This window comes from Acetobacteraceae bacterium, assembly GCA_004843165.1.
GTDB lineage: Bacteria > Pseudomonadota > Alphaproteobacteria > Acetobacterales > Acetobacteraceae.
Map to the genome: position 1 here is coordinate 1,235,341 of CP039459.1, position 24,384 is coordinate 1,259,724.

General features: G+C 42.8%; 21 protein-coding genes and 1 tRNA gene. 10 read left to right on the forward strand and 12 right to left on the reverse strand.

Annotation, left to right across the window (positions count from 1 at the left end; genetic code table 11):
• Window positions 1–5 precede the first annotated feature (5 nt).
• On the forward strand, window positions 6–926 hold the full coding sequence (locus tag FAI41_06055; protein ID QCE33196.1) for a type 1 glutamine amidotransferase domain-containing protein: 921 nt from the start codon (window positions 6–8) through the stop codon (window positions 924–926).
• Between the two features lie 72 nt (window positions 927–998).
• Here FAI41_06055 and FAI41_06060 read toward each other — a convergent pair whose 3' ends face one another.
• Entirely contained in the window at window positions 999–2,423 is a 1,425-nt protein-coding gene (locus FAI41_06060; protein QCE33197.1) for a dipeptidase, read from the reverse strand.
• A gap of 193 nt (window positions 2,424–2,616) precedes the next feature.
• Here FAI41_06060 and FAI41_06065 point away from each other — a divergent pair, with 193 nt between their 5' ends.
• Genes FAI41_06065 through FAI41_06080 form a run of 4 tightly spaced genes read left to right on the forward strand, consistent with a single transcriptional unit; the run spans window position 2,617 to window position 7,104 of the window.
• Window positions 2,617–3,873 (forward strand): MFS transporter, encoded by a 1,257-nt coding sequence (locus FAI41_06065; protein ID QCE33198.1) that lies wholly within the window; start codon window positions 2,617–2,619, stop codon window positions 3,871–3,873.
• Window positions 3,874–3,878: 5 nt separating this feature from the next.
• The gene (locus FAI41_06070) at window positions 3,879–4,685 is read left to right on the forward strand and encodes a hypothetical protein (protein QCE33199.1); all 807 of its coding nucleotides are present in this window, start codon (window positions 3,879–3,881) and stop codon (window positions 4,683–4,685) included.
• Window positions 4,686–4,693: 8 nt separating this feature from the next.
• Entirely contained in the window at window positions 4,694–5,692 is a 999-nt protein-coding gene (locus FAI41_06075) for a homoserine kinase (protein ID QCE33200.1), read from the forward strand.
• A 5-nt stretch (window positions 5,693–5,697) separates the two neighbouring features.
• A complete protein-coding gene (locus FAI41_06080) occupies window positions 5,698–7,104 on the forward strand; it encodes a threonine synthase (protein QCE33201.1) in 1,407 nt (468 codons plus the stop codon).
• Here the strand turns inward: FAI41_06080 and FAI41_06085 are convergent.
• The gene (locus FAI41_06085; GenBank protein QCE33202.1) at window positions 7,101–8,480 is read right to left on the reverse strand and encodes a homoserine dehydrogenase; all 1,380 of its coding nucleotides are present in this window, start codon (window positions 8,478–8,480) and stop codon (window positions 7,101–7,103) included. The genes FAI41_06080 and FAI41_06085 overlap by 4 nt on opposite strands.
• Window positions 8,481–8,692: 212 nt before the next feature.
• Here FAI41_06085 and FAI41_06090 point away from each other — a divergent pair, with 212 nt between their 5' ends.
• Entirely contained in the window at window positions 8,693–9,406 is a 714-nt protein-coding gene (locus FAI41_06090) for a DUF4232 domain-containing protein (protein ID QCE33203.1), read from the forward strand.
• A 53-nt stretch (window positions 9,407–9,459) separates the two neighbouring features.
• On the opposite strand, the gene FAI41_06095 is transcribed toward FAI41_06090, so the two are convergent.
• The 7 genes from FAI41_06095 to FAI41_06125 form a co-directional block, all read right to left on the reverse strand.
• Window positions 9,460–9,966 (reverse strand): hypothetical protein, encoded by a 507-nt coding sequence (locus FAI41_06095; protein QCE33204.1) that lies wholly within the window; start codon window positions 9,964–9,966, stop codon window positions 9,460–9,462.
• A 78-nt stretch (window positions 9,967–10,044) separates the two neighbouring features.
• Window positions 10,045–11,292, reverse strand: coding sequence for a hypothetical protein (locus tag FAI41_06100; GenBank protein QCE33205.1), 1,248 nt, complete (start codon window positions 11,290–11,292; stop codon window positions 10,045–10,047).
• A gap of 144 nt (window positions 11,293–11,436) precedes the next feature.
• Entirely contained in the window at window positions 11,437–12,564 is a 1,128-nt protein-coding gene (locus FAI41_06105; GenBank protein ID QCE33206.1) for a hypothetical protein, read from the reverse strand.
• A gap of 97 nt (window positions 12,565–12,661) precedes the next feature.
• Complete coding sequence (locus tag FAI41_06110; protein ID QCE33207.1) at window positions 12,662–14,395, reverse strand: glycoside hydrolase family 32 protein; 1,734 nt, start codon at window positions 14,393–14,395, stop codon at window positions 12,662–12,664.
• A gap of 274 nt (window positions 14,396–14,669) precedes the next feature.
• Complete coding sequence (locus tag FAI41_06115; protein ID QCE33208.1) at window positions 14,670–16,562, reverse strand: Hint domain-containing protein; 1,893 nt, start codon at window positions 16,560–16,562, stop codon at window positions 14,670–14,672.
• 355 nt (window positions 16,563–16,917) lie between these two features.
• On the reverse strand, window positions 16,918–18,021 hold the full coding sequence (locus FAI41_06120) for an alkene reductase (GenBank protein ID QCE33209.1): 1,104 nt from the start codon (window positions 18,019–18,021) through the stop codon (window positions 16,918–16,920).
• A gap of 90 nt (window positions 18,022–18,111) precedes the next feature.
• A complete protein-coding gene (locus FAI41_06125) occupies window positions 18,112–18,555 on the reverse strand; it encodes a hypothetical protein (protein ID QCE33210.1) in 444 nt (147 codons plus the stop codon).
• A gap of 165 nt (window positions 18,556–18,720) precedes the next feature.
• On the opposite strand from FAI41_06125, the gene FAI41_06130 reads away from it, so the two are divergent.
• Genes FAI41_06130 through FAI41_06145 form a run of 4 tightly spaced genes read left to right on the forward strand, consistent with a single transcriptional unit; the run spans window position 18,721 to window position 22,101 of the window.
• Window positions 18,721–19,026 (forward strand): hypothetical protein, encoded by a 306-nt coding sequence (locus FAI41_06130; GenBank protein QCE33211.1) that lies wholly within the window; start codon window positions 18,721–18,723, stop codon window positions 19,024–19,026.
• Window positions 19,027–19,086: 60 nt separating this feature from the next.
• Complete coding sequence (locus FAI41_06135) at window positions 19,087–19,923, forward strand: type 1 glutamine amidotransferase domain-containing protein (protein ID QCE33212.1); 837 nt, start codon at window positions 19,087–19,089, stop codon at window positions 19,921–19,923.
• Between the two features lie 32 nt (window positions 19,924–19,955).
• Window positions 19,956–21,026 (forward strand): hypothetical protein, encoded by a 1,071-nt coding sequence (locus tag FAI41_06140; GenBank protein ID QCE33213.1) that lies wholly within the window; start codon window positions 19,956–19,958, stop codon window positions 21,024–21,026.
• Between the two features lie 55 nt (window positions 21,027–21,081).
• On the forward strand, window positions 21,082–22,101 hold the full coding sequence (locus FAI41_06145) for a type 1 glutamine amidotransferase domain-containing protein (GenBank protein QCE33214.1): 1,020 nt from the start codon (window positions 21,082–21,084) through the stop codon (window positions 22,099–22,101).
• 17 nt (window positions 22,102–22,118) lie between these two features.
• Here the strand turns inward: FAI41_06145 and FAI41_06150 are convergent, their stop codons facing one another.
• From FAI41_06150 to FAI41_06160, 3 genes are all read right to left on the reverse strand, one after another.
• Window positions 22,119–22,619, reverse strand: a complete 501-nt coding sequence (locus FAI41_06150; GenBank protein ID QCE33215.1) for a hypothetical protein — start codon at window positions 22,617–22,619, stop codon at window positions 22,119–22,121.
• Window positions 22,620–22,626: 7 nt separating this feature from the next.
• Window positions 22,627–23,631, reverse strand: coding sequence for a hypothetical protein (locus FAI41_06155; GenBank protein ID QCE33216.1), 1,005 nt, complete (start codon window positions 23,629–23,631; stop codon window positions 22,627–22,629).
• A gap of 542 nt (window positions 23,632–24,173) precedes the next feature.
• Window positions 24,174–24,248: transfer RNA gene (locus FAI41_06160), tRNA-Thr, on the reverse strand.
• Window positions 24,249–24,384: the final 136 nt, after the last annotated feature.

A 24,384-nucleotide genomic window follows, 5' to 3' on the forward strand; every position in this document is an offset into this window, starting at 1 on the left:
AGAAAATGTTTTTAAAAAAACGTATCAGGCAAGGCTTTTTTTCTCTTTTTGTAGCGGCTAGTTTGCTACCAGCATGGGCATTTGCGGGGGCGCTTGGCAATATTGACCGTCTGGAAAATAAGAATGTTCTTTTTGTTATTACTTCGCACGATCAGCTCGGCGATAGTCATAACAAAACAGGATATTGGTTAGAGGAGTTGGCGGCTCCCTATGAAATTCTCTCAGAGGCAGGCGCCAATATTACTTTAGCTTCTCCTTTGGGCGGAAAACCGCCGGTCGATCCTATAAGTTTGAAATCGGCTGCACAAAGCAAATATACCAAAATGTTTAAACATGACCAGCAGGCGCAAGAGGCCTTGTCAAAAACGCTGGTTCTGACTTCTGTGCATCCAGAAGATTATGATGCCGTTTTTTATCCCGGTGGACATGGGCCGCTTTATGATTTAGCGGATAATCAAGATTCTATCCGTTTAATTGAGGATTTTGCGAAGGCAAAAAAACCTGTGGCCGTTCTTTGTCATTCCCCTTCCGTTTTGAAAAATGTCAAAGATATTCGGGGGGATTTTTTGGTAAATGGTCGTAAAATTACGAGCTTTTCAGATAGTGAGGAGGCTGGGGCAGCCTTAGCAAGAAAATATTATTGGGTTCCTTTGTTTTTACAAAAACTGGGTAATGGACACACTTACAGCTTAGCAAAACTCCCCCAAAATCAACTCATGGAAAAATTGCATTTAAAGGGTGTTTTACCTTTTTTAACAGAGGATATGCTCAAAGAGTCAGGGGCACATTATCAGCGTAAACCAAACTGGGAAGCTTTTGTCGTTGACGATGTGACAGCAGATGGTGGGGTTATTTTAAGTGGTCAAAATCCGCAATCCTCATCGTTACTTGCCAAAAAGCTTGTAGAGATTTTAGTTTCAAAATGAGCTTAAATTTTTAAAAGAGATGTTATGTGTTTCAAAAGGAAAGGGGCGCTTCTAGCGCCCCTTTTTGAGAGATTATGTTTTTGATTGAGAGAAAGCCTCTAAAATTCTAATCCAAGCCCGAATACCTTTGCGATAGGATTCAATAGCATACGATTCATTGGGCGAGTGAATGCGGTCTTCTGAAAGTGCAAAACCGACCAAAAGTGCCGGTAAACCTAATTTATGCTCTACCTCTTCCGCAATAGGAATGGAGGCACCGCAACCAATCGCAATCGCTTTATTTTCCCATTCATCCCTAAGCGCTTTTAAAGCAATTTGTAGGAGAGGCGTATTTTTTGGAAACTCCCATCCTGGAGAAGCGCCATGCGGATGAAACTCAGCCCTCGCATCTTTAGGAAGATGGTCTTGAATATGTTGACGAAAAGTTTCTCTAATTTGTTTCGGATTTTGTCCGGGAACAGTTCTAAAGGAGATTCTTGCAGTCGCGTTTGCCGGAATGACGGTTTTAAAACCTGGATCTGTATATCCGCCAAAAATCCCGTTGATTTCGCAGGTTGGACGTGCCCAAAGCTGCTCGATACAGCTAAAACCTTTTTCACCGGCTGGTTCAGAAAGTCCAACTTTTTCCAAAATCTCATTTTCACTTTTTAAGCTACTGTTCCATTCTTTCTTTTCTGCTTCGGAAGGGAGACGAACATTATCATAAAATCCTTTTAGCGTGATGCGGCCTGTGTCATCCCGTAAGGCCGCTAAGGCTTTTGTCAGAATATGGATAGGATTGGCAGCGGCATTGCCGAACATGCCGGAATGAAGATCTTGGTTTGCGCAATGGATAATGACTTCTTCCCCAACAAGCCCTCTGAGGGAGGCTGTGATGGCTGGAAGATCTTTGTGTGGCATCATCGTATCGCAGACCAAAACGAGGTCGGCTTTGAGGTCTTCTTTATGCGCATCGATGAAAAAAGGCAGATTTTCACCGCCAACCTCTTCTTCCCCTTCGGAAAGAAATTTGATGGGCAGAGGCAATTTGCCATTTGCTTTGATCCAAGCATGGCAGGCTTCTACAAAGGTGAGTAATTGCCCTTTATCATCAGAAGCTCCACGTCCATAAAGCGCCTCTTGACCATCTTCACGCATTCTTTTTGTCGGTTTAAAGGGATCGCTTTCCCAGAGTTCAATAGGATCAACCGGCTGGACATCATAATGTCCATAAAAAAGAAGGGTTGGCCCCTTTGGGTTGGCCGTTTTATGGGGATCAATCTTGCCGAGAACAAGATCATGCCCGGGATCTCCCCATTTTCCGGGATAAAGATTGGTTTCAAGTCCAAGAGAGCGAAGCTCTTCTGCTAGCCAGTTGGCCGCTTTTTTACAGTCTTCTCGATGCTCTTCTTTTGTGGAGATGCTCGGAATACGGACAAATTCAGAGAGTTTCTCTAAGGATTTGGGAAAGTTTTTGTCGGCTTCTTGTAGCGCCGCTTGAAGTTCTTGGTCGCTCATAAAGATTTCCTTAGGATTGTATGCCTTTAAGGGGCATCATCGGGTTATAAACTGATTGCAAAAGAAAGAGTCTAAAAGACAGGGATTATTTAGGAATGCCTGTTTTCCCTTGTGGGAGATATGATAATAATATGCCTTCAATCATGATAATTTTAAATTCTTTTCCCATCCCTCTCCAAAGATAAGTTGAATTATGAAAGCTCTTTTGGCCATTATGCTTGCGGCTTTAGCAGAATGTACTTTCTTAGGAATGGGGGTGCCGGTTATTCCGCTTTTTGTCGTAGATAACCTCCATTATGGTGATGCTGTTGTTGGTATCATAACAGGTATTCAGTTTATTACAGCGATGCTTTTCCGTTTTCCTTCTGGGCGGATTTCCGATGTTAAAGGGCCTTATTTTGCAATGGCACTGGGTGCATTGAGCGCTGTAGGGGCAGGGATGTTTTATACGGGCGCAGGATTTTATGTTCTTGCGCCATTTTTGTCTGCCAGTTTGCTTTTAATGGGGAGTGCGCTTTTAGGCATTTCTCAGAGTGTTTTCGTCACGGGGGCGATGACTTGTGCCGTCTCGCTTGTTCAGGCAGAAAAAAAGGAAAATGAACGCCTGCAAAATGGTAAAAAATCTCAGGGGGCTGGTTCTGCCATTGCTTGGATCGGTATGTGTGTTTTTGGGGGACTTATTTTAGGTGCGCCGCTTGGGACATATCTTTTTCAGCAATCAGGTATGATTATGACAGGGATCGTCATTGCCGCTTTATCGGTTTCTATTGTGGCATGGTGTTTAAAGGAATCTGCGCTAAAAGAACGTTCTGAGAAAAAAATATCAGATGATGTTTTGGCAGTCCCGAAAGAGTCGAATTTTAAAGCCTTACAAGGGGCTTTAGCTTTGGCTTGGTTCCCAGGATTTTGTTTTGGTTTAGGGGCTGTTTGTCACGGTTTGGTAATTGCATATGGGGCGTTGCTTTATGCAGAAAATAACTGGAGCCCTTTATGGTTGCCTTTTGCGCTATTTGGTTTCGGTTTAATGATCGCACGGAGTTTTCTTGGCCACTTACCCGATCTTTGGGGAGGGGCAAGAACAGCGCTTTTTGCCGGGATTCTAGAGGCAATTGGGATGGGTTTCGTGGCGTTTTTTCCTCATTTTTATCTTGCAGGTTTCGGATTATTTTTAAGTGGTTTTGGTTTTGCCTTTATTTTCCCAGCCTTTGTTCTCATTACCCTATCAAGAGGGGATGATGCCAGCCGAGGTGTTTTGATTGGTGTTTGCAATGCCTTGGGAGATGGGGTGCGGGGGATTGGGATTGTTCTTTTAGGTTATTTGGCGATTTGGGGTGGGTTTAAAGTGATCTTTTTTTCAGGATCTGTATTGTCATTATTGGGCGGTTTGGGAGGCCTTTTGCTTTTCTTTATTGGACGTCATCAAGATATGCTTTTAAAACGGCAAAGATGAATATTATGAATGGTAAGTTTCGTATTTTGTTATGTTTTACACTCGCAACTTTAGGGGGGTGTATTGGGCAGACACATTCGATTGTGAATGGTCATATTTGGATGCAGCAGGATACACAGCCTATCACAGCGCAAACGCTTTTACTGGTAGATGTTTCTCAAAATATTTTTGCGCCCATTGAAGTCCAGCAGACACAAGAACGCCATCAAAAAGAGACTCTAGCCCACACGCAGCCACAGGATTTAGATCAAATAAAGCAGCAGATCGCCGTGGAAAAGCAGGATTCTTTGGTGGATTATTTAGAGTCAAATCGGAATTATTTACAGGCTGTCTTGATACAGAATCTTCGTAAAAATGGCATTAACACGCTTGCAATAGAGGATTTTAAAAAGAATGCCTCTTTATATGCGAATAGGTCTTTTTTGACATTGAAAGTGAATCTCTTAGGCTTGGAGAGTGGAAAAAAGGACCCCCGTTATGTGACGGCGACGCTTGGAACGCACCAGCTTTCAACGGAAGTGATGCTTTTAGATCAGCGTCAAATGCCCCTAAAAGAATGTTTAAAATTTGATGTGAAGGTAGATGGTTGGAAACCTGGAATTGCTGTTGCTTCTAAATGGAATCCTTTATCTCAAGGGGGTTTCGCAAGCAGAATGCCAGATGTAGATAAAACAGTTCATGAGGTGACACCGATTATTGTCGAGTATTTTGTGAACCAACATTGGCTAGATTCTGCCTTGGCGCCGGATTATCCTGCGAACCAGCATCAAAAGAAATCTCTTTTTGATAAACTTCTCTTTTGGCAGAAATAGGTATTGATATGGCTGTTTATACATCTGTGACGTCACAGCAGGCGGCAGATTTTTTAAAAAATTATGCACTGGGTGATGTCTGTTCTCTTGAGCCTATTTCAGAGGGTGTTGAAAACAGCAATTTTTTTCTTAATACAACCCAAGGACGTTTTATTTTAACATTGGTTGAATCACGGACAGATCCAAAAGACTTGCCGTGGCTCGCAGGGTTAGTGAATTATCTTTGGAAAAATAATTTCCCTGTTCCAAAGATTATCGCCTCTCAGCAAGGAAGATTAATCGGAAGCTTACAGGAGCGTCCTGCTTTGATTTCAAAGTTTTTGGAGGGACAGAATAATCCGACACCGATTACACCTGAAATTTGCGAAATCTTAGGAAGAGAAATGGGGAAGTTTCATCTGCTTGGCCAGCAGATCAAAGAAGAGCGTTCTAATCCCCTAGGCTCTCATACTTGGCACAAACTCTTAAAAGAAATTTCTCAAACCTTAAAGAAAAAAGAGGGAACGCTTTTCTCTCTTTATCAGCGGACAGAGAAGGCGCTAACAGAAATTCTGAGGGACTGGCCGGTGGAAAATCTTCTGCCACGTGGGCAGATTCATGCGGATTTATTTCCTGATAATGTTTTGTTTTTGGCAGAAACGGACTCTGTTAAAATTTCAGGTATTATTGATTTTTATTTTGCCTGCACAGATTTTTTACTTTGGGATTTAGCAATTTTATTAAATGCTTGGTGTTTTGGTGCAGATGAAAATCCTATTTTTCAGCCGGCTTTGGCAGAAGCCTTGCTCAAAGGGTATCAGTCAGAACGGCTTTTAAGAGAAGAAGAAAAAAAAGTGCTTCCCCTTTTCTGTCAGGGAGCAGCAATGCGGTTTTTGCTTACACGGTTTTATGATTGGATCAATACGCCTACAGAGGCTTTGGTAAAGCCAAAAGATCCTTTTGCTTATGAAAAAAGACGCTTGTTTTTCTCTCAAAATAATCCTTTCGAAATGTTTTTTAGGTCTTAATGATAATGCGATATAGATCGACAAGAGGTCCGGTTTCACCAGAAAAATCATTAGATTTTTCAGATATTCTTCTCAAAGGGCTGGCACCTGACGGTGGCTTATATTTGCCGGTTAAATGGCCTGAAATTTCGAAGGCAGATTTTCAACAATGGCGGACTTATTCTTTTCCGAAATTATGTGCGAAGGTGATGCAACTTTTTGCAGGTTCTGCGATTGAACCCCAAGCGCTGGAGCAAATGTGTGAGCGGGCTTATGGCGCTTCAAGTTTGTTTCGGCATAAAGCCGTAGCGCCGCTGGTTGAGGTTAAGCCTGCATTATTTTCTTTAGAGCTTTTTCATGGCCCAACATTGGCTTTTAAAGATATGGCCATGCAGCTCTTGGGAGAATTATTTGCGTATGTTTTGGAAAAAAAGCAGCAGCACATTACTTTGATTGCGGCGACTTCGGGGGATACGGGTTCTGCTGCGATTGCAGCTTTTCAAAACCGTCCTCGGATTAAGCTTGTTGTTTTGCACCCACATCATCGTACTTCTGATATTCAACGCCGTCAGATGACAACAGTGTCGGCGGAGAATATTTTAAATATTGCGGTGCCGGGTAATTTTGATATTTGCCAAGATATTGTCAAAAAACTTCTCAAAGATCAGAAATTTCGAGAGGAAACAGCCCTTTCTGCGGTTAATTCTATTAACTGGGCGAGGATCGCTATCCAAACAGCGTATTTTATTCGAGCAGCGCTTGTTTTAGGGGCACCAGAACGCAGGGTCTCTTTTTCTGTGCCAACAGGTAATTTTGGAAATGTTTTTGCCGCTTGGGTCGCAAAGAAAATGGGGCTTGAGGTAAGCAAGCTGGTGATTGGCTCCAATCAGAATGATATTTTGACCCGTTTTATTCAGACAGGGGAAATGAAGGTTCATTCTGTTTCTCCCAGCTATTCACCTTCTATGGATATTCAATATTCTTCGAATTTTGAGCGTCTTCTATTTGAATCTTTAGAAGAAGACCCTGAAAATTGTCGGAAACTGATGGAAACATTCCAAGAAACAGGTTCTATGATATTACCACCGCAAGCTTTTGCCTTTATTCGGAAGGATTTTGAGGCTTTGGCATTGTCAGATTTTCAGACGCTTGAGGCTATTCGGAAATATGATGCTGAAAGCCATTATTTGGCAGACCCGCATAGTGTTATTGCGCTAAGTGCCGGTGAAAAATATCAATCTTTAGGCGAGGCAATGATCTGTGCCGCAACAGCGCATCCTGCCAAATTTCCTCAAACAATGGCAAAAGCCTGTCGTCAAAGCGCTATTTTGCCGGATCAACTGGTCGGTTTGGAGGAAAAAAAGGAGTTCTTTAAAATTCTCCCACCGGATTTTGAAATTATCCGGCAGGAGATTAAAAACTTCTCGTTTTAGTTTTCTACTTTCATCACCAAAGGTGCTACGGAAATATAATCAAGGCGATGGATTTCTGTGGCGGCCTTTTTAATTTGTTGGGTAGAAGTCTCATGCGTAATGAGAGCAATATAGACACGACCGTCACTTGTGGTGCCTTCTTGAAGGACTTGATTTAAAGAAATTTGATGATCTCTTAAAATACTGGCAATCGTTGCCATCACACCAAGTCCTTCGGTGACGATACAGCGCAGATAAAAACAGCTTGAAGCCGCTTCAATACTTTTGACAGGCGGAAGCTTTCTCAGATTTTGACGACCCCAAAAGGGAAGAAGACGGTGAAAATGATGAGGATCTTGTGCAATATTTTCTCTTTCTGTGAGCAGAGCGGGCCATAATTGCAGGAGATTCATGAGATCAGCTGCAACAGCAGAGGCTGTTGCATCCCCGCCGGCACCAGCACCCGTGATCATGAGTGGCCCGGAGAATTTTCCTTTGAGGATCACGGCATTACCGGGACCTTCTATTTGTGCAAGAGGGGCTTCGTTCGGGATGAGGCAAGGCTGAATCCAGGCTTGTAACTGGCCTTGATTTTTGTCATTGCTGGCCAATCCAAGAAGGCGGATTTTGTAACCTAATTTTTTAGCAAAAAGAAGATCCTCTGCCTTTATTTCAGAAATTCCCGTAAGAGAAAGAGAAGAAAATTCAATCGGATGAAAAGCAATCCCTGCTAAAATGGCTAATTTATGGCCGGCATCAATCCCTTCAATATCTGTTGCGGGATCTGCTTCAGCATAGCCTTTTGCCTGCGCTTCTTTTAGGACATCTTCAAAAGTACGTCCTGTTTTTTCCATTTCGGTTAGAATATAATTGCACGTACCGTTTAAAATGCCACCTATTTGTAAAATTTCATCCCCGGCCGCGGCATCTCTGAGAAGATGAATAGCTGGAATGGCACCGGCAACGGCTGCTTCGTAAAGGATGGGGGTGCCTGTTTGACCAGAAAGCGTAAAAAGTTCTTGGGCGTGGCAGGCAATGAGGGCCTTATTGGCTGTAATGACAGGTATTTTATTGTTTAATGCCTTTCGGATAAGCTCCAATGCAACCCCGTCACGGCCACCGATTAATTCTAAGATGATATCAATATCAGGATCGTCTGCAAGTTCCGAGGCTTCTGGATACCATTTGAGATTTTTAAGAGAAATTCCTCTATCTTTGTTGGGATTTTTAGCGCTGACAGCCGTTACGATAACGGAACGTCCTGTGCGTTCTTTGATAAGGTCAGCATTTTTAGAGAGCAGGCGGAGCATACCTGTCCCAACAGTGCCTAATCCAGCAATTCCAAGACGTAAAGGTGGTGATGAGGATAGGGCAGAAGAATTGGGAAAAAAGGACATGAATATAACACCTGTTAATTTAAAATGTATTTTATTTTCTGAGTAAAGCGGATAAAGGCAAAAGGGTAAAGAGAAAGAAGATATATAAATGTTCAAATAAATGCGGCAATAAAGATACAAGTTAAAACTTAATAATTACATTATTCTTGTTGCTTTATATTTAAATCTTTAACAATAAAAACTCACTGAAGTCTTAAAAGACTGAAATATCTATGGAGTTGAGAAATATGTCCAAAAAACGGGGCTTTTTCATTCTTGCAGGCGTGGGGATCGGTCTGGTCTCTAGCCTGTCCCCTTTTGTTGCAAATGCAAATGTTTTGACAACAGATGCCAAACAAGATCTTCAAGCGGCACAACAAAAATTAGAATCCGCAGAGACAAAGCTTGAAAAGGAATGGAAAGGTGACAAAGCGTCTAAGGCTCCAGTCACCTCGGCTTTCCGCATAGCACCTTGTAAGGCTGAGGTGCTTAATGTTGAGCTTAATCATGGAGATGGTGAATTTTCGGGGATGTCCCATGATGGCGCTGAATTAACGCTGATGAATGTCGGAAGCAAAACCTGTTCTGTTCCAGCTCGCCCGGAGATGAGTTTTTTAAGCCATCGTAAAAAACATCTGCCGATTACGGTTCAAAATATAAAGGGCTTCCATCCAGGTCCTGTGATTGCTCCTGTCGTTTTACAGCATGGTGTAAAAGCAAAAACAAATTTACGCTGGGTCTCTTGCAAGGTTTTTGACAAAAATATTTGCTATAAGCCGTATTTTATGGCGGTAAAGATTCAAGGGGAAGAGGTGCGTGTACCGTTTGAAATGCGCATTTGCGGTGATAAGGTCAAAGGTGCTGTTTACGAAACAGGTTATCTGCATGTCGTAAAAGAGAAAAAGGCGCCCGCCCATCCAGCCAAAAATACAAATCTTAACAGCTAAGAGATCAGGAAATTACGGACATGAGAGGGCTACCGTTTGGCAGCCCTTTTTTGTTAATTCATCCCCGGATGGTCACTTCCAACGCCACTTACTGCTGCGGGCTGTGCTGCGGCGGAAGAGAGGCCTCCATTACCGGCATTGGGATCAATATTGGGATCTTGGGTAGCTTGTGTTGGGGCCATGGATTCATTCCCAACAGGCGTTGCCGCATCTGATCCGGGATTAACAGGTTCAGTCGTTGTTTCATCGGCATCAGCAGGTGTGTCGCCGGGGGCAGGTGGGACAGGGGTTGCCGGAGCATCAACACCTTGTGGCGGGAGGTCTTCGTTTTCATTCCAAACACCTGGGGCTTGATAATATTGTGAATAGCCTTTTTCCGGCGGTGCATTTGGATTGCTAGGTTGAGCAGGTGCTGATTGCGTTGTATTGGAAACTGTTTGTGCTGACGTTGCTTGTTGCGTTTGTCCAAAACTGACGTCTTGGGCATTTGCCGTGCTGATAAACAGGCCAAGAGAAAGCATACCGAAGGCGAGAGGTGGGGGCTTTATTTTGTGTGACATGCGTGTAATCCTTATATTTCTATTTTTTAGGAATTGGATGACTTTGAGGTGCTTTATTGTGTTTGCCAAGGCACTTTCCTAGGCAAAGCCAAAATAGTTAAAAGCAAATTGCGGGGTAAGATTGGCCGGTGTATTTCGTCCTGCAGCAGGAATGCCGACACCAACGGTCAGAGAGAGACTTTCTGTAAAGGCATGTTGAAATTCAGGTTCAACATAGAAATTTTGCGTCCAGTCGCTGTTCGTGTTGGTGTAAACGCCATCCTGCCAGCCACGTGTATTGATAGGCGCCGTCCATGATTCAACGAGATCCAGTCCAACGGCATCCTTTTTGCTAAAGAGTGTATATTCAAGGCCAATACCAGAGGAGCCGAATTCGCTGGGTTTGCCATATCCTTCAAACCCTGCTTCGGTGCCATAAATTGTAGACATTCCTTGGACTTTGGTATCGCCTGTTGCTTGGTTTGCGCCGCCCCAAACAGAAACGTTTAGGACATGCTTTCCTAAAAGGAAGGACCATTGGGACTGAAGGCCAAAAGTAATAAACCAGGCACCGTAACCGGCACCATCATTATAGCTTTTCATATTGTCATAGTTGCCAGACGGTGCTTGGAAACCGAAGACAAAAGAGAGTGAAGGGTTAGAGGTGCCGAAGACATTATAAATCAAGTCAACGGGCAGATCATTAAAAGAGGTTTCAGCGCTTTGTGAAGTACCGTTGCCCCAGCTCGTTGTAAAGCTTGGGATGATATATGCGGAAAGACGATCCGTGATCGCATATTCCATAAAGAGTTCATCCCCAAAGGTATTCGCAATATTAAATGTGCCATTGGTGCCAGGCTGTGACCAAACGCCATTATTGGCAAAGCTTCCGACAGGGGTGCTGCCTGTTGCATAAAACTCGATATCCATTAGGCCCTGTTTCGGCAAGGGGGGATACCATTGGTTAAGTGTTCCGGCGAGCCATGCTTCGGGCATTGGTTGGCTAAAATAATCCAAAACAGGCTTAAAAACACTGTTTTTATGCAGGCTGTGCCAGAGATTATTATGCTCATTTTGGTAAACAACACCATTTGCACTGCGTACGGCATTTGGATTGTAGGTTCTGCCATAGATACCGAGATCCATATGCCAATTTTCCCCCTTAGGTTTGACTTGAATAATGGGATCATTGGGGGTGTTTGTCTGTGCGTTTTCTGATTGGAAATGATGGTTAGAAAGCATTGAAGAGCTTCCCCAATTTTCAGCCAAGCTGGGGGAAACCCAAAAAAGAAAGCCGCACAAAAAGGCGGCTAAAAAAAGAAAACGAAAGCTCAAGGAAGACGGCATGCGACCGCCGGTAATCGGAAAATGAAGCATCTTTATGGGAAAAGGGAGCTGGATCATTTTAAGAATAATTGTAAAAAATACCCTTCAAGCTGTTAAAAAGCTTCTGTAGAACAAAAAGAAAAAATGGGCAAGTCAAAGCTGTGTCTAATAAACCGCATTAAGAGCAAATTCAGGAGAGAGACTTGCGGTTGTATTGCGACCGGCAGCTGTAATTTCCAGACCGACTAAGAGGCCAAGATGTTCTGTAAAAGAATATTCAAATTCAGGTTCTACAGTGAAATCTTGTGACCAACGGCTTGTCGCATTAACGTAACTGCCGTTAGCCTCCTGACCTGTCGTCCGGATAGGTGCAACCCAAGATTCATATAAGTCACAGGCGAGTGTTGCTTTTCTGCTCCAAAGTGAATATTCCAGCCCAATCCCTTCTGAGCCAAATTGACTAGCAGATCCTGTCCCATTGAATCCGCTATCTGTACCGTAGGTGGCGGAAGTACCTTTAATACTCACGTTGCCTGTTGATTGGCTGGCAATTCCCCAAAAGGCCACATTGAGCACGTGATGTTTGGAAATTAAGAAAGCCCATTGTGACTGTAGGCCAAAATTGAAAAACCATGTTCCCCAGCCGCTTCCCGCATCTGTACTTGACTCGTTCTGATAGTTGCCTGTTGGCGCTTGGAAGCCAAGATAAAGCGTTAAGCTGGGATTATTTGTACTAAAGACATTATAGAGAAGTTCCACGGGGAGATCGTTAAAGGAAGTATAAGAGCCTTTACCTGTTTGATTACCCCAGTTGACGTTATAAGAGGGGGTGATTTCAAAGGATAAGCGATCGGTAATGCCGTATTCAAAGAACCAGCTATTTGTAAAACTGTTTGGTGATCCTGAGGATCCTTTTTGCCATTGGCCATTATTGTTAATCTGTGCCAATGGCGCTGATCCTATAAAATAAGGCTCCAGCTCAAACATGCCTTGTTTTGCCATCGCAGGGAATTCTTCATTCATCGTGCCGTTAAACCAGTGTTCTGGCATCGGTTGTGTAAAATAGTCATTGACCGTTTTCCAGAGAGGTTTAGAGGCAGCAGGCTTTTTATTAAAAGCATGAATTTGGTAATGTTGAGGTTGTGTGGGGACATTTGGCTGTTCAAGATTAACAACGCCGTGCGGTGTCTCAAGATTATTGGGATTGTAGCCACGTTCCAGATATTTCGTCGGACGCCGATCTTCGGCATTTGCGGCTTCTAAATTGCCGAAACCTGTTGAGAGGGCGAACATCGACATTCCCCATAGGAGAAGAGATCTTTTTTGATGTTCTTGGACATCCCTGATTTTCCGAGGCAATAAGTTCATTGAACAGAATGGCAGATCGCAATTAAGGGGAAGAAAAATGAGGACGGTTCATTGTACGCTTTAGGCGATAGAGTTCGAGTTTATCAAGGGTAAGTGTTGCGTTAGTTGCGCCGATCGTTAAAGTTGTTAAAGGGTGATAGGGGTAGAGTAGGAATGTTCCGACATCCTCGCCGTCATTGATATAGACTTCTAGCGTGCAGCCGTCGAGAATTAAGCGCAATGAAAATTGCTGAGAATCTTTTGGAAGCGCAACGGAAAAGCTACCTGTAAAGAAGGGATGGTGAAATCCTCGCAATTCACTACGGTCCACCCAGAATTGACAAGAGGCGGCATCAAATCCCAAGCTTAATTTTTCGGCAAGCGCGTTGGTCAGTTCAATAATAACACGTCCTGCCCGTCCAGATGCGCCATCTGGGTTGCGCACGCCCCGCTCTTCAACAACGACATCCATTAAAAATTCAACCGCAGTTTCATTGGGGAGTGTGGCATGAAAATTTTCATAAGGCTTTAATTGTCGCCGTTTAAGAGCAGACAAAAGCCATGTATTTTTTTGAGATTCCGGAAATTGAATGTCAATCTTTGCTTCTCGGAGTGCCTCTAAACCCAAAGGTTTTTGAATAAGGCTTAAGAATTTATCCGCATTGCGCCGCAAGGTTGCTTTTCGAGGGAGGGTCATCGCACCGTTCCATTCTTTTGTGGGGAGTTCCTCGCAATATTGCCAGTTCCCAAACCAGCCTAAATAGACTTTTTCATGATTGGGAAAATGATTGTAAAATTGCAGGGCGTAATTATCTTTTGCAAAATCAACAACACCGACCCCGGCACTTTTTCGGGTAAAACGTTCCCCATCAAATTGGCCGAGAAAATATTGGGTGCTACTGCCACCTAAAGGGGCACCGGGATTAATTGAAACAAAAAACACCCAGCAGGTTTTTGGTGAACCATCAGGATTGGTTTCATTCTCAATTTCCAATTCCACAAGGTTTGGGCACTCCCATTCCGTTCCGAATAGGCCAGAGGGGCCAAAATTACTTAAATGCATCCATGAGATCAGGTCATAAGAGCCATAAAGGCTGACACGTTTTTTACTGGCCTCAACGACTGTCATAATCCATTTTTTACTCGGTTCATGCCAGAAAACTTTAGGGTCTCGGAAAGAATTATGCCCAGCATCGACAACAGGATTTTTGGCGTAATTTTGATAATGTAGGCCACCATCGGAACTCCATGCGAGCCATTGGCTTTGACTTTTCTCTGTGGCTTTCGTGTAAAAGACGACAAGATTTTTTTGCGGAGAATCTTTGAAGAGGCCGGAGCTGTTTTTTTCATCAATGACAGCCGAACCAGTAAAAATCATGCCCGTTTTGTCTGCTGCAATCGCAATAGGACAGTCTTTCCAGTGATAAAGATCTTCACTGATTGCATGTCCCCAGCTGGGTTCGCCGGCTTGAGGTGATTTAGGATTGAACTGATAATAAAGATGATAAAATTTACCGTCAAAAATTAAGCCGCAAGGATCGTTCATAAATCCTTTGGAAGCGGTAAAATGCAGATTGGGTCGCCAGCGATGTGCATCGGTATTTGTCTCTGTGGGATCAGGGACTGTCTCGTCATTTGGCTGAAGGATCGCGGCAGAAATTTTTTGCGTATAAGAAAGAAAACCGAAACTCGCCACACCAGAAATCGTTAGACGATTAAGCGCCTGACGTCGGTTGAGAGGGGGTGGCAAGCTTTTTATGTGTGATGTCTTTTTCATGCCGTTTTCAAGCTTTTCTGATCTTTATCCACAGATTCTGGGGATAAGTATGATAATATGCGAAAATTTTTCTGCATATTTCTTTTATATCTCGTTTAAATCTTAGAATGGAGAGAGAAAAGCTTATTTCTTGCGATCTGTGAACATTATCCACAGATTCTGTGAAGGATTCTGTGGATAAAAATTGGAATAACTTAAAAGAAACCGCAGAAGATCAAAGAAAAAGATGTTGAAACAAAAAAGGAATGGATTTTTAAAACGTAAAAAATCTTTTTTAAATTTTTCGTTGCTTTTGTGATGTTTTAATGGGCTGTAAGGGCTTGGAGAGGGGGGCAGGGAGAGCACCTTTTTTTGAAGAAGGTAAAAGATAAGGGCCTTGCGCAATGATTTCGATATGAATGCTTTTAATTTCTTTCCAAAAGCTAGGAAGAGAGAGCCTCGCAGCGCCAGTTGTCCAGCGCATAGGTGCTTGCTCGACATTTGCCCAGCCTTTTAGGGTTTTATCTGTTTGCCATTGACGAGGTGCGTAGTTGGCCTGGGGCATAACAAAAATAATATTTTTGATTAAGACACCGAGCTTGCGCCTATCATCGACATAAGGGCCGATTGAATCGCAGGGTCGACTGTGACGGGATAAAAGAACAAGGGTAGAAGATTTTAGAAGATCTGAGGGCGGCAAGTTGAAAATATATAAATGGCGCTCTTCTATTTGAGAATGTTGCTGACAGACCAGTGGGGCTCTCATGCCGTTAGGGAGTTGAAATGTAACTGCAAAATTACTTTCATTTGTGACGGATGCGCCAAATGCATTGACGAAAGCGTTCGTTATATTTTGTTTGAGACCAGCCCTATGTGCGAGTTTTTTCCAAAGAGGCTCCACAAAAGTGCGGGAGGTTTCAAAAGGGACTGCGGGTTTCTGCCAATTTTTATTATCGGGGAGGAGAGATTTGGGTGGAAAACGTAAAATACTGGCATCATTATCGTTGTTAGGTTCTAGGATAGAGATGAAATTGGCGCGATTTCCAGTATCGAGATAGCTTTCAGAGAGAGAACCTTCTGCAATGAGGATGGAATGCGGATCTGTTTCAAGATGATAATAGGTATAGGAGGTACGCGCATCGTCATAGGCAATGGTTTTCCCATTTACCAACATACGAGCCGGCACAAATTTCCCATCAAACAGAAAAGAATGTTCAGGTGTCACCCATAAATCTTTGTGGGGAATATTATCCCCAAAGGCGTCTTTGAGGATACGGATGGCATAGCCGGCCTCATCGGGCGGAAGATCAGGATTGCCATCCTGAACCCAGAGGCTTTTTTTTCCAATCCATTTGAGCGGCAGGCTTTTGCCGCTGCGGGTTCCGTCTGGATTAGCAATTTCGACAAGATCACCCGGAGAGAGATTTTCGACTTTTTTATAACCGTTCGGTGTGAGAATAGCCGTGCCTTGAAGGTAGCAAACTTCAAAAACAATCTGACCGTTTTTATCGACACCGATAACACCCCGATCACCGATACCGTCAATATGGAGAACAATCCACCCGCCGCTTTTTGTTTGGATCAGAGCGTAATTACCGGCATTCGCGCCGGTTAAATATTTTCTTAGTTCTTCCGGTACATTGCTGAGATCGGAACCGCTACCATAGATGCCGATAATATCGGAACGTTTTAGGCCTTGCAGGATGATGCCGTCTGAGTCTCCGCCCGTCCAGACTTGAGCGGCAGGATCATAAGTTGGGGGGACATAGCCAGGTGGCGGAAAGCCGTCTGAAATATCATCAAAATGTTTAATTTCTGGTGCAACAATAATGGTTGCACCATCATTTACAGCACTGGAGAGATTGTCGATAACAATGCCGGTATTGCCGTCTGCACCGCCTAGAACCACAGTGATATTTGGGCCTGGCATGGTAATACTGACACCACCCTGAACCGTTGTCACAGAACCGTCCTCGGAATTTATCCAAGCTGTTGACGGGGGATAGATGTAAATGATTGCTTTATTTTTGGTCGAAGAGGATGTGAGAGATGCATTTTCTTGTGGAGACAGTGTTTTATTTGGATTAAAGGAACTGTCTTTAAGAGAGGCGCTATCTGTAATAAGAGACGATTTTTGTCTTACCATTAGCCTTATATACCTTACCATTAGCCTTATATACCTTACCATTATATACTGCGTATATAAGTTCGTCAAGGTGTTTTGTGCTAAAAATAAAATTTTTTTAAGATTTTTTGGCGTGTGGGATTAAAGAATAAAATAAAAAAGTTAAAGAAAATCCCCTCTCTATAAAAGACGAGGGGAGATTTCTCAATCCACATTGAATTTTAGATTAAGGCCAGTTCAGATCCAGCGGTGACGTTAGATACCAGCCCCAAAAGAAAGAATAGAGAAACTCAAACATATTACCTCCCTGAAAAGAACAGCATGAAATCTGCCTAGGATAATTTGACATTTCTTTTTTTAAAAAGAAAGAAAAAAGGGACGATCTTTGAAAGAGCATCCCTTCATCGTAACAGCAAGATTATTTCTTCGTGGCAAAGGGGTAATCCGTGTATCCGGAAGCCTTGTCCTCTTTATAAGCGGCATAAAATGCTGTTGGTTGAATATCGGTATTAACCGGCAAGTCTTCTTTAAAACGTGTCGCAAGGTCTGGGTTGTTAATATAGAGGCGCCCATAGGCAATGCCATCTGCTTTTCCCGATTGAATTGCTTCTTCTCCGCTGTCTTTGTCATAATCGCCATTGAGAATAAGGGGATTATTAAAAACTTTACGGATTTCAGGTGAAAGTTTCTTCTGATTTGTTTGTCCGGCCATGTCAAAGCTGGCATCGTCACTGCCTTCACGAAGCTCAAGCCAGGAAACATTCAGCTTTTGCAAAAGGGCTGCAGCAGGCACAAACACTTCTTCTGGTTTGCTATCGACACATCCTTGAATTGCGCCATTTGGGGAAAGGCGAACGCTGACACGATCAGCACCAATGGCGGAGATAAGGGATTCTACAACTTCTTTTAAAAAGCGCAGACGTTTTTCCGGAGTGCCGCCATATTCGTCCTCACGTTTGTTAGTTGAATCCCGTAAAAACTGGTCAACGAGATAACCATTAGCCGCATGGAGCTGAACACCATCAAAACCTGCTTTGATCGCATTTTTTGCGGCCACAGCATAATCTTTAAGAATTTGATGAATTTGAAGCTGGGTTAAGGCTTCAGGCGTTGGATAGTCACTTTTGCCGTTGGGGCCATGGGCAATGCCGGGGGGCTGAATAGCAGAAGGCGCAACGGCAGGCACGTTGGTTACACCGGGCGAAAGCATACGTCCCATATGCCAAAGCTGGGCAACAATCGTGGAGTTTTTTTCATGGACAGCTTTGGTGATTGGTTTCCATGCCTCAATTTGTGCTTCTGTCCAGATGCCGGGAGAATTGATCCAGCCATAGCCTTGTGGGCTGATGGCAACCCCTTCGGAAATGATAAGGCCCGCATCGGTACGCTGGGCATAATATTCCGCCATAATGGGGGTGGGAACGCCCTCGCGGGTGGCGCGTCCACGTGTCATGGGGGCAATAAAAATACGGTTTTTGCTGTGAATTGCCCCTAGTTGGATCGGATCAAAGAGAGAGGTCATAGGGTAAATAAGCTCCTTTAAGGCGCTGAAAAAGAAAGATAAGGATATCTTCCATATGCTGGAAGTTCATTTTTTCTTTTATAAAGGAATTTAGATTTCTTTTGGGACGAATTTTGTATCTAAAATGATTTGGAGGTGCTGAGACTGATCGGAATGATCGACATCGACATCAATATTGAGATCATGAATTTTGAGCGTGCCTTCCCCTAAACTGTCGGAAACCATCTCTTTGATGGCCCAGCCATATCGGTCAATAATTTTATGCAGACTCACCATGAGCGGATCATCCTTATATTCATGAGGGGTGCAAGGCTCAGGCGGTAGGGTAAGAAGCTTCTCTTCCTCTGTATTTAGATCAAAAATCTTTGCCAGCATTTCTGCTTGTTTGGCCGAAAAAATGGCTTGTCCAAGGCATCCGGCGACTGTTTTCCCTTTTTTGGCACCAATCTGCAAGGCAATGTCTTCCCAATTTAAATTGTGATTGGCTTTTGCAGTAATGATTTTCTCAGTGACATCGTTGCGGCTGATAGGCATTTCTATGCTTTCATGTAGACTTATGAATATGAGAATAAATATCTTATAAATAGCGTAGGGGCATTGAAAAGAAAAATGCTTTTAAAAATTATATACTCTTATTTTTTGAAGATTTATCCCTATTTAAAATAGACGGAACAATATTATTTTACTTAAGGAAAGATCATGCCTGAACTCAAAATACCTTCTGAAGCCCTGGCATTGGTTCATCAAAATGCGAAGCTGTTAGATATTAGAGAACCAGAGGAGTTTTTGAGAGATCATATTGAGGGGGCTATGAATGTTCCTTTGAGTGGCCTAGATAATCCACCGCATTTCAAAGAGGATATCGTTATAATGTGTCAATCCGGTCGCAGAACCGGAGAGCATAATTATCCTTTATTCCGAAAAATGTCCTCGGGGAAAATTTATATTCTTAAAGGCGGCTTAAATGCTTGGAATGCTGAAAAATTAACAAAAAATTTAGCATAATAAGAATTTATCAAAAAATAATAGATTACTTAGAGGAACAATAAGGAGACCAAGGGAAAAATGATGAGTGCGCCGTATAAAAAAGTTCTCTTTGTATTGTCCTCTCACCGCCGGTTAGGAAAAACTTCTTTAAAGACGGGCTATTGGCTCGAAGAGGTTGCTGCGCCCTATGAGATTTTGTCAGCACGGGGTATTGAGGTTGTTTTTGCTTCCCCAAAAGGCGGCGCAGTGCCTGTAGATCCTGAATCTTTGTTGCCCCAGAATTTGACTTTTTATACAGAAAATTTCTGCTTAAATCAGGAGGCACAGGAGAAGCTTGCACAGACCTACGTCTTAAGAAATTTAAACCCCGAAGATTTTGACGGCGTTTTTTATGCCGGAAATTATGGGACTTTCTTTGACCTTATGCAAAATCCTGTTTCTATTCATTTTCTTGAGGTTACGCTGGATGCAGGAAAGCCCGTTGCTTTTATCGGCCATTCCATTGCGGCATTGAAATATGTGCAAGATCGGAAAGAGGTACCTGTTTTAAAGGGACGATTTGTTACGGGCTTTAGAGATAGTGAAGAGGCCGGGCTTATTCTTGCGCGCATGTTTGCCTTTGTGCCACGGCGGATTTTAAGATTTTGGCGTTTTGTGACCTATTTGGTTGCCTGCTTGCCATCGCCAGAATATGCCTCTTTATTGCGTTTGAATGGCGCCATTCCTTTCTTGGTTCAGAGAATGCTGAAGCGAGAAGGGAGCATCTTTAAATGTAAAAGAAATTGGCATCCTTTTTTGATGGAAGATTTAACAGAAGAGGGGGGGCATTTAATCACAGGGCAGAATCCCGCCTCTGCTTCTTTGCTCGGAGATCGTCTTGCGGAAATTTTGTTATCAGACAGGCATATGAAATAATTTTGCCTGAAAAATGTGAAAGAGAGTACCTGATGAAAGCCTTATCCTTTTCTAATTTTGGTAACCCTGAAACCGTTATCACATATCAAGAATGCACCATACCGGAACCCCAGGCGGGGGAAGTGCGTATCCGTATGATTTTTGCGCCAATTCATAATCATCATCTTTGGTATGTCAAAGGGAGATATGGTATTAAGCCTGTCTTGCCTGCGATAAGCGGAGATGAAGCAATTGGTGTCATTGAGAAAATCGGCACAGGGGTAAGGGGCTTAAAGATTGGACAAAAAGTCATTGCCTGTAAAATGTGGGGGGCTTGGGCAGAGATGTTTCTCGCAAAAGCAACAGATGTTGTTCCCGTACCTAAGAATGTTTCAGATGAGGTCGCAGCACAGCTTTTTTCGATGCCACTGAGCACGATGATGCTACTTGCGATGACAGGGGCAAAGGCAGGGGATTGGATTATCCAGAATGCCGCCAATGGGGCTGTTGGAAAGATGCTGGCAGGCATTGCGGCGACACGTCAGATTAAGGTTGTGAGTCTTGTTCGGAGTGAACAGGCGAAATTAGAAATGACGGATCTGAAAATTGAAAATGTGATTGTCACCAGCGATATGGATTGGCAAGAACAAGTCTTAGCCTTAACGGCTGGACATACAGCCATTGCTGGTGTCGACAGTCTTGGTGGTGAACCCTCAATGCAGCTGCTCTCGTTATTGAAAGAGGGTGGTGCCTTGATTTCTTTTGGCGCACAGACGCAGCAGCCTTTGATGATAGATCCATCCGATCTGATCTTTCAGAATAAAAAAGTTCGAGGTTTTTGGGCGACACGTTCCGCTAAGGAAATGCCGTTAAAAGTTAAGATCAAAATATTTATTAACGTGATAAAAGCCCTTTTTTCAGGGAAATTAACTTTATCAGAGGGGGGCGGCTTAAATATTGAACGTCTTTCTAAAGCCTTGGCGTTAAAAAATTTGGCAGAAATGCTTAGGGCAGGCAAAATTCATTTGCCGGTTGCAGGAATTTTTCCTCTTTCTGCTTATAAAGAGGCGCTCGCTCTCTCTGAAAAGTCCGGTAGAAATGGTAAGGTTCTTTTTCGATCATAAAGATAAATTTGTGATTTAAGATGAGATAACCTTAATCTCAGGAGATAAAGTCTAAATGCGTACGTCTAAAGTTTTTCTAACAACCCTTTGGGTTACAGCATTATCTGTTTTGTCTCCTGCGTTTGCGGTAGCAAGTCATCAAGAAGAGAAGAAAACGGATACCGTACCGTTTAATCTTCCGTTAAAAGATAAGAAAATTCTTTTTGTCCTTTCGTCTAAGGCAAAATTAGGGGGGGAATCGCCTCGTAAAGCAGGAGTTTGGGCAGAATCTTTGGCCGCTCCGTATGAAATTCTGACACAGCAAGGGGCAAAAATTTCGTTGGCTTCTGTTGAGGGGGGCAAGGCACCCGTTGACCCACGAAGTGAAAATTCAGATTTTGCAACTGCTTACACAAAGCAATTTCGAAAAGATGCCCAAGGGCAAGAGCTTTTAGCACATACGATGCGTCTTTCTGATGTGCAGGCAGCGGATTATGATGCCATTTGCTACACTTCAAGCTATGGCATGTTTTATGATTTGGTTGATAACCCGGATTCCATTCGTTTATTGACGGAATTTGAACGTGCTAAAAAGCCTATTGGCCTGACCTCTCAGGGGCCGCTGGTGTTAAAAAATGTGAAAGATGCCAAGGGCGGTGTTTTGGTTAAGGGGAAGGTCGTTACCGCCTTTCGAAATAGTGAAGAGGCCGGATCAAAACTGGCACTTGATCACAATCTTTTCCCAATATCTATTTTAAAAACGATGGATCATGGCCGAACCTACCGTACAGCCGCCTTGCCGGAGGATCAGTTTCTTAAAGAATTGAAGCTTGTTGGAACGGTGCCGTTCTTGACGGAAACTCTTTTGAAATCGCAGGGTGCTGTTTATAAAAGCAGAAAAAATTGGGAATCTTTCGTTGTGGAGGATCTCACCAATGATGGGGCTATTTTATTGACAGCGCAAAATCCAGATTCCATAGAACTTTGGTCGAAGGCTTTCATACAAATTCTTTTGAACCAACAGGCTGTGGAAACAAAAATAGCAACTGGTGGCGCACGGGAGTTTTCAGGAGAGGGCGAAGGGCTTTCTCTCTAAAGAAATAGCGTCATCTGCTATATTCTTTTGTCCTCAGGGAGCTGATATTTTTCTGTGAGAGAGGCGGTCGCTTGGCCGCCTTTATTTGCAATCGTCAGAAGTTCAAAACTATAATCGTCAATTGCTTTTTCATCAAAAATTCCCTCTTTTTTACTTTCAGCAATCATTTCGCCAATAACGGATTTAATTTTGGCTTCTCGGAGTGTGACGGCAAGATTTGCCCGTCGAGATAAATGGCTTTCCATCAGTTGGGAAATCGTTCTCTCTGATAAAGGCTCATCTGCGCTAAAGATGAAAATGCAGGTTTCATTTTCAAGTGATTGATATTCTTCAAGACTAAGAATAGGCAAGCGGATAAATTGTTTCCGAATTTCCTCAAAAATTTCTTTTGGCATGTCTCCGAGTTCAAATTGCTCGCCAGATAAAAGCGGATCAGAGAATTTTAGTTTGCCGTTATGTGGGTGGCGATGCAGAAAGACAGCGTTTTGAGGACTGATATTCGTTATAAAAATTTTCATCAGGCTTTTATCCTTTAAAGCCTGTTGCCGCAGGATTTTCTTCGAGGGGAAGAATCTTATCTGTCACAGGAATTTCCATCACGGCATTGCCCCAACTGACAATATTCCACCCTGCCGTCACCTGCCATTCCATCTTTCTTAGAATAGTTTTCCCCTCTTGTTTTGTTGCATGAATTTTAATTTTAGAAGTACCGATCTCATTCACGGGCGAGTTTTGATGTGGCATCGCATGGAGATTTCCATCTCCGATAATGTCTGGAATATCAGGTAGAGCAAATAGTATCAGATCATTTTCAAACATTCCCGTCTCACGAAGCGCTGGGGAAAGGCGAATATGGAGTTTTACACCATTTTGATAGCCCCAATCCTTGAGGGTTTGCTTAATAGAAATGCCGCTTTCAGAGCAGGAAGTGGCCATCCAGCGCTCAATTCTCGGAGAGGTGAGGATGGTACAAAAGAGCTGGCCATCTCCTGTCTTTGTGGCCTCAGCCTTGCCTTCTTTATCTTCAATAGGAAAAAAATTCTCCTTTAGGCGGAGGATGATTTCATGGCAAATCGTGATAAAATCATCGGGAATATAGTGTGGTAAGCTGGTATTTCCCTGACGGTCCATAGGTAAAAGCAGGCGGCTTGTTCCCATGGTAGAGTTTATCAGCCCTTCGCCTTCCATTGGATTTAATCCAAAAAGGGCAATCCAGGAAAAAGCTTTCCAATTGGCTTGAATCATCAAGCGATCCGCAACACGATTGGCATCTGGATGAATTTGCAATGTCGGTAAAGAAGTCCGTAATTCATAAAGAAGTTCGCATTCTCTATAAAAATCTGTGTTGATAGAAAATTCTGCAAGATTTTCATGGAAGAAATTATTGAGCTGACATTTTCGGTCATGCTTTTCAAATGCGAAACAACTTAAAAAGTAATCTTTAGAAAGAAAACCCTGCGGTGGATCCGCAGGGACTTCAAAAGATTTATCAATAATTTTGGATCGTGGATCTTTACGCCGCCCCCCCATTTATTCTTCCCCTAAAAGCAAGTCATTAATAAGTAATTTTATTTTATATATTTAAAATTGCAAGTATATGGAAAGAAATTTTTATAAGTTAGAACTCATTTGTAGAGTAAATAAGGCAATGGATTTAATATTTATTTAGAATTCAAAGTCAAAAATGAGAGGGGATGCTTTTGAAAGATAAATAGAAATTAAATTCTCATTTAATTTTAAGCATTTTTATTTGCTGAAAGGACGCTGTTCACAATTTAGAAATCATGGATTATCGCAAGGAAAGGACTTTAGAAATGACAGACCTTAAAGAATGTCACAGTAGGAGAGATTCTTTTTTAGGGGGAGGGCTTCCCCCTTAACCTCTTACAAACATAGCTTTCCAAAGGAATAGAAGCGCCTGTCAGCCTTATATCTTAGATTATCCAAAGACGAATATCTAAAATAGAATGGAATAGAAACATCCTAATAAGATTTTTAAGACGCTCTATGTAACGCTGAATTTTTTCAGGATACCGCAAGGGCGCAGATAACTAGGATTTTTTAAGGGAAAATGGTGCCGATAGTGGGAATTGAACCTACGACCTACTGATTACGAATCAGTTGCTCTACCCCTGAGCTATATCGGCACAAATTTTATAAATTTGTTCTTAGCCTAATCGTATGCCTTCAAGCAACAGTTAGGAATAAAACTTCGTTACTTTTTTCTTTTTAGAGACATAGTTCTTTAAAAACTGTGGGATTTGTGCATAAGCTCATTTTCTA